This is a genomic window from Acinetobacter sp. S4400-12, assembly GCF_024129495.1.
Classification (GTDB): Bacteria; Pseudomonadota; Gammaproteobacteria; order Pseudomonadales; family Moraxellaceae; genus Acinetobacter; species Acinetobacter lwoffii_C.
Map to the genome: position 1 here is coordinate 1 of NZ_JAMXYB010000059.1, position 5996 is coordinate 5996.

The following is a 5996-nucleotide window of genomic DNA, read 5'->3' on the forward strand; positions in this document are numbered from 1 at the left end:
CAGACAGCGATTCAGACTCGGATAGCGATTCGGATTCAGACAGCGATTCAGACTCAGATAGCGACTCGGATTCGGACAGCGATTCGGACTCTGACAGCGACTCGGATAGCGATTCGGACTCTGACAGCGACTCGGATTCAGACAGCGATTCAGACTCGGATTCAGACAGCGATTCAGACTCGGATAGCGACTCAGACTCGGATTCAGACTCTGACTCGGATAGCGACTCGGATTCAGACAGCGATAGCGACTCTGACAGCGATGTAGATACCGAAGCACCTGAAGCGCCGACAAATGTCGTTCTGAATGAAGATGGTACGGAAGTGACTGGTAAAGGTGAGCCAGGTTCAGAAATTGTGGTGACTGACAAAGATGGCAACATCCTTGGTACAGGTACAGTTGATGAAAATGGTGACTTTGTTGTTCCAGTCAACCCTGCATTAACAGATGGCAACACTGCTGACGTTATTGCAAAAGATGAAGCTGGTAATGAGTCTGATCCTGTAGAAATCACAGGCGAGAAAGACACTATTGCACCTGCAGTCCCAACCGATGTTGTAATTGGTGAAGATGGTTTAACTGTTAGCGGTAAAGCGGAAGCTGGTTCAACTGTAGATGTAACCGACAAAAATGGTAACGTTATTGGTACGGGTACTGCAGATGAAAATGGTGACTTTGCTATTGAGCTTAAGCGTCCGGTAACGGATGGTGAGGTCGTTGATGTCACTGCGAAAGATCAGGCTGGTAATACATCTGAACCTACAGAAGTTACCGGTAATAAGGATACGATCGCGCCAGATGCTCCAGATGCTGAGGTAGGTATTGATTCTGTCTTAACCGTGAAAACTGAACCAAATGCAACTGTTAAGGTGTATGATAAAGATGGGAATATTATTTATACAGGCCAAGCTAATGAAAATGGTGATTTAACTTATACATTTGACCCTGCTTTAGAGCGCGGAACTGAGCTTAATGTTACCGCAACAGATAAAGCCGGTAATGAGTCTAAACCAACTAATATTAAATCTGGAGTTGGCGAAATTTTTGCAACCACAGATAATGATGTAGAAATTATCTTAGAGGCTCAGCCAAAAGAGATTGTGAATAGCAATCCAGGGGGGCTTAATAAGGATGGGTTTACAGTTGCTAGTGTTGGTCTTGGTCCTATTTTAGGATTGGATGTTCTAGCGAGTGTTATTGAGAACTCAGTGCAACTTGATGTTGGTGAAAATCAGGTTCGAGATGTCACTCTATATGGCCAGTCTGGTGGTGTTCAAGTTGCTGGATTGATGGATCTCTATCTTTATAAGCTGAATGAAAGTACAGGAGATTGGGAGTTACAAGCTGTTAAAGAGAGTTGGGTGGTTGCTGTTCTACTTGGCGGGAAATCAGAAGAAACATCATTTAGCTTAACAGAAGGCAAATGGATGTTTGTGATGGGGGCAAGCGGTGGACTTTCAGCACTCACTGGATATGGACTGCGCTTTACTGAAGATATTATTAAAGACTATGGTCAAGCAGAATCTATATCAGGTGGCGCTACAGGGAACATGATTACAGATAATGACTTTAAGCATGGTGCAGATGAGATTCCTGCAGATAGTATTGTGACACATGTGCAAGGGGCTAATGGTGAATGGCTTGAAACTTCGAGTAATGGTGAAATTATTATTCAAGGTAAATATGGCGTATTAACTGTAAAAGCAGATGGTTCATATACTTATAAAGTCGATGAGGAATTCCGTGGTTATGGTGAACGCGATGTCTTTAATTATCGTGTCACATCTCCATCAGGAGAGATCTCTGAGTCTGAATTAAGTTTTGAGTTGAACTTAACACCTAGAGAAGATCATCTTGAGATTGATAATATTGTCCTCTTAAATAGTGAGCCGACTATTAAATATGAGGGTGAATCATCTATTAAAGATGCTGTTGGATTCTCGGTATTAGACCTTGCATTGCTGGGCCCTGTTCTTGATGCAAAACTTCTATCTGGAATGAACACTCTGGATTTCACTGTGGGTGAAAATGAAATCAAAGAACTGACTATGCACGGTAGTGCTGGAGGCGTAGCATTAGGCGTTGGTTATGATCTTTTCATCTATAAGCTGGATCCGGAAACGGGCAATTACAATCAAGTTCACCTGGAGAAAGATTGGTTCTGGGCTGTGGTATTGGGTGGTAAGTCAGACCCGTTAACTTTGCAGTTTGGTGAAGGAACTTATAAAGCCTTTATGCAGAGTAAAGGAGGGCTAGGCTTATTAACTGGAGCAGGAATTTATGTCGATCATGAGAAAGTATATGATTACGATGAACCTTCTAAATTTGAGGGAGAAGTCGCTGGAGATGCAACTGCTGAAGATTCAACAATTTTATTGAAAGTCGAAGATCAAGATGTTGCTCTTGGTGAGGTAACAATCGTACAAGGTTATTATGGGAAATTAATCATCAATGCTGATGGGACATATACCTATACGGTTGAAAAGCCTGCAAATGCACCAGCTGATTGGAAACCACCTTACGGTAAAGTAGATAGCTTCCAGTTAGTGATGCAAGATGCGAATGGTAAAACCATCATTAAAAACTTGAATATTCAGCTTGGTACACATACTGCCAGTGATGATTTCAATGAGACCTCGGTTAATGAAGTGAATGAAAAAACTGTTATTAAGTACGAGGAAAGCTGGGCATTTGGTGCTGCAAAAAAATCATATTCACAAGAATTTGAGATTGCCGAGCACGAGGGAGCTACAGGAGCCGTTCTAAAAGTTAATGGTGAAAGAATTACTGCATTTAATGATGGTGTAATTACATATACGTTAACGAATATTACAACCGGTGAAGTATTTACTCGCACAGTTGTTGGGGATGGTAGAAACTTTGTATTAGACATAAATTTAGAGAAGTTATCAGCAGGTAAATACACTTTAGAAATTAATTCGCAACATGCGAATCTTAGAAGTGTGAGCTTTAAAACCGATGAGATTATTCACTCTAAAGACTATATTGTTGAAGGAGATATTGCTCCAATTACAGGTAGCCTCCTAGAAAATGACCAAGGGTTCACAATGCTTGATAGCTTGAAAGTTGGTCATAAAGAAGTCTTTGTTGGTAAAGAAAATGAGAGTAAAGGTGCTGAATCTATTGAGATCGAAGGTCGGTATGGAACTTTAGTGGTCAAAAAAGATGGTACCTATACTTATACACCAACAGGTGGTATGTATGGTGTTGAGACGTTTACTTATGAGACGATTTCTAAGGTTGGTACTATAGAAACTGCTATTCTTGAAATTAATGTCGGTAAAATCGTAAACGCATCGGTGAATTCTGATAGCGTAAATAGTTCGGCTGCTGATGATCAATTTACTATGAATGGTGGTGCAGATACTGTCATCTTTGACTTATTATCTAATGATAATACAGGCGGTAATGGTCACGATGTTTGGAATGACTTCAGTATGGAAGAGGGTGATAAGATCGAGGTAAGTGATTTACTGAGTGAAGGCACAACACTTGCTGATGCCATTACGTTAACTGAAGATGCAGAAGGTAATGTCGTCTTGAATATTGACCGGGACGGTACAGCTGGTACTAGCTATCAGTCAGAATCATTCTTAACTTTGGTTGGGGTGGAGAAGACAGATACATTGTTAGATGACTTAATTAATAACGGTCATTTATTTTAATTAGGTTTTATCTGAGTAATGAAAAAGAGGGTCTCTAGAGACCCTCTTTTTTTTATTCTATATTCTTTAATATTATTTTTATAAGCGTTATATACCTGTAAATGAAATATTAAATAATATACAATAAGGCTGATTGGTAGGGTTAAGTATGAGAGCAATATGGCTATATCTAAATATAGTGATCTGCAGGAATTTAAAATAAAACTAACAGATTGGTTATTCTCATTAAGAGAGAATCAGCAAGATTTTTATAGTGTATTTTTTTCATATGGAGATAAAAATATACGCTGTCGTGTTTGGAATACAGCGGATATAAATTACGATAAAGTAGTTAAAAGAACTCTTAATTTTATCGATAAATTATATGAAAAGAATAACCGGCTTCCTGATTTTTTAAAGTTTGACTTTGCAAAAAATATTGAAGAAAGAAAGTGGACAGATCTTGTTAAAGAAGTAAGTGAGCAAAAACATAATAATCATTATCGAAAAGGAATTGCTTTTGATGAAAATTTAAGTATTTGCTTTTTGGAGCAAGAGATTTATGCAAAAGCAATTATTCGAGGGGTTGTATATAATGAACCCAATTTTTTTGATGAAAAAAATTTAAATGATGCTATTAAGAAAAAATATACCAATGTTAAGGCAAATTATTCACTAAATAAAATTGAAAAAGTCTGGGTATTTGATACACAAGCTGTTTTTTTTGAAAACAACCAGTTGATTGATTTAATATCTACGGGTCCAGAAAATGGTATACGTATATTAAAGGGTAATAAAAAAGAACATATAAAAGAACTTGTTTTAAATAATGCCAAGTTTTTACATAATGAAATTTTAGAGAGTGGGAGGCTGGTTTATGGCTATTTCCCTGCCTATAATCGGGAAATTAAAAGTTATAATACAGTCCGTCACTGTACTGCCATATATGCCTTACTTGAAACATTGGAAGTCAATTATAATAAAGCATATCTACCGAAAATTAGAACTGCTATGCAGTATGCCATTGATCATTTATATAAAGAGGTAGATGGAAAAGCCTTTATGATTGATGGTAATGAACCTGATCTAGAAATTAAATTAGGTTCAAATGCCGCTGCAATTTTTATGTTTGCTAAATATCAGGAAATTATTGGCGACTCAAAATACCAAAAGTATGCCGAAATGCTTGCTGAAGGCATTCTCTTTATGATTGATGGTAAAGGGGAGACCACACATGTATTAAGTTTCCCAACACTTGCAGTCAAAGAAAAGTTCAGAATTGTTTATTATGATGGGGAAGCTGCTTTAGGTTTACTCAGACTCTATCAAATTAATCAAAATCCAATTTTGCTTGAAACTGTTAAATTAATGTTTGAGCATTTTATTACTAAAAAATATGATAAGTATCATGATCATTGGCTAAGTTATTGTACCAATGAATTAACTAAGATTTGCCCAGAGAAAAAGTATTTTGAATTTGGTTTAAATAACTATTTAAAACACATGGATTTTATTAAAAATCGTAAAACAGCATATGCAACATTTTTAGAAATGATGATGTCTGCATATAAGATGGTGGTGCGATTAAAAGAGCAAGGATTTACCGATTTAGTTAATATGGCTAAATTCGATGAACTAAAAGACTTAATAGAACTACGAGTCGAATTTCAAAGAGCAACAGGGTACTTTTATCCTGAAATGGCAATGTATATGGCTAAGCCTGAAAAAATTCTTAATGCATTTTATGTAAGGCATGATCGTTTTAGAACACGTATCGATGATCAGGAACATAATTTATCTGGATATGTGGCTTATTTAAATTATTTTGTAGAGTAATCTTGTGAAAAAAAAATTCTCCGAAATAAAAGATAATTTATTAAAGTATTCTATTTATTTTACCAGAAGTGGAAATAATCGCTTTAAAGATGATGATGAGATTAATTATAAAGATGGGGTAGAAGTTGAATCTTATTGTGCATTTTTAGTAGGTAAAAATATATGGGAAATGGGAGCATTTTCTTATAGTTGGTCTAGTTTGCCAATAACAACACAAGTTGGTCGGTATTGCTCAATAGCGACTGACGTTAAAGTCATGGGATTAAGACATCCATATGAATGGTTGACAACTTCAGCAACAACTTATGATAGAAATTTTATTATTTATCAAAAATATCTTGAGGATAAAAGTAAAATACAGTATGCAAGAAAACTTCCTAATATTCATCATAATAAGTTAATAATAGATCTCTTTCATAAATCAAAAAACGATCTACTTTTTGCTGCTTATTTGTACCGAGGAATTTTCAATATTCATGCATAATCTGCGGATGA

The 5996-nt window shown here is 36.4% G+C and carries 4 protein-coding genes; 3 read left to right on the plus strand and 1 reads right to left on the minus strand.

Going from position 1 to position 5996, the window contains the following annotated elements; genetic code table 11:
• A partial coding sequence (locus NI461_RS13655; protein WP_253157714.1) for a hypothetical protein occupies positions 1–279 on the minus strand: 279 nt, incomplete at its 3' end.
• 44 nt (positions 280–323) lie between these two features.
• Between NI461_RS13655 and NI461_RS13660 the strand changes: the two genes are divergently transcribed.
• The 3 genes from NI461_RS13660 (at position 324) to NI461_RS13670 (ending at position 5985) form a co-directional block, all read left to right on the plus strand.
• Positions 324–3686 carry a BapA/Bap/LapF family large adhesin gene (locus NI461_RS13660; RefSeq protein ID WP_253157716.1) on the plus strand — a complete coding sequence of 1121 codons (3363 nt, stop codon included), beginning with the start codon at positions 324–326 and terminating at the stop codon, positions 3684–3686.
• A 159-nt stretch (positions 3687–3845) separates the two neighbouring features.
• On the plus strand, positions 3846–5501 hold the full coding sequence (locus NI461_RS13665) for a poly alpha-glucosyltransferase (RefSeq protein WP_253157719.1): 1656 nt from the start codon (positions 3846–3848) through the stop codon (positions 5499–5501).
• 4 nt (positions 5502–5505) lie between these two features.
• Positions 5506–5985, plus strand: a complete 480-nt coding sequence (locus NI461_RS13670; protein ID WP_253157722.1) for a hypothetical protein — start codon at positions 5506–5508, stop codon at positions 5983–5985.
• Positions 5986–5996: the final 11 nt, after the last annotated feature.

Bases quoted from the DNA above. Each gene is read 5' to 3' on its own strand.
- NI461_RS13665 (WP_253157719.1), top strand. From the start codon at position 3,846: ATGGCTATATCTAAATATAGTGATCTGCAGGAATTTAAAATAAAACTA.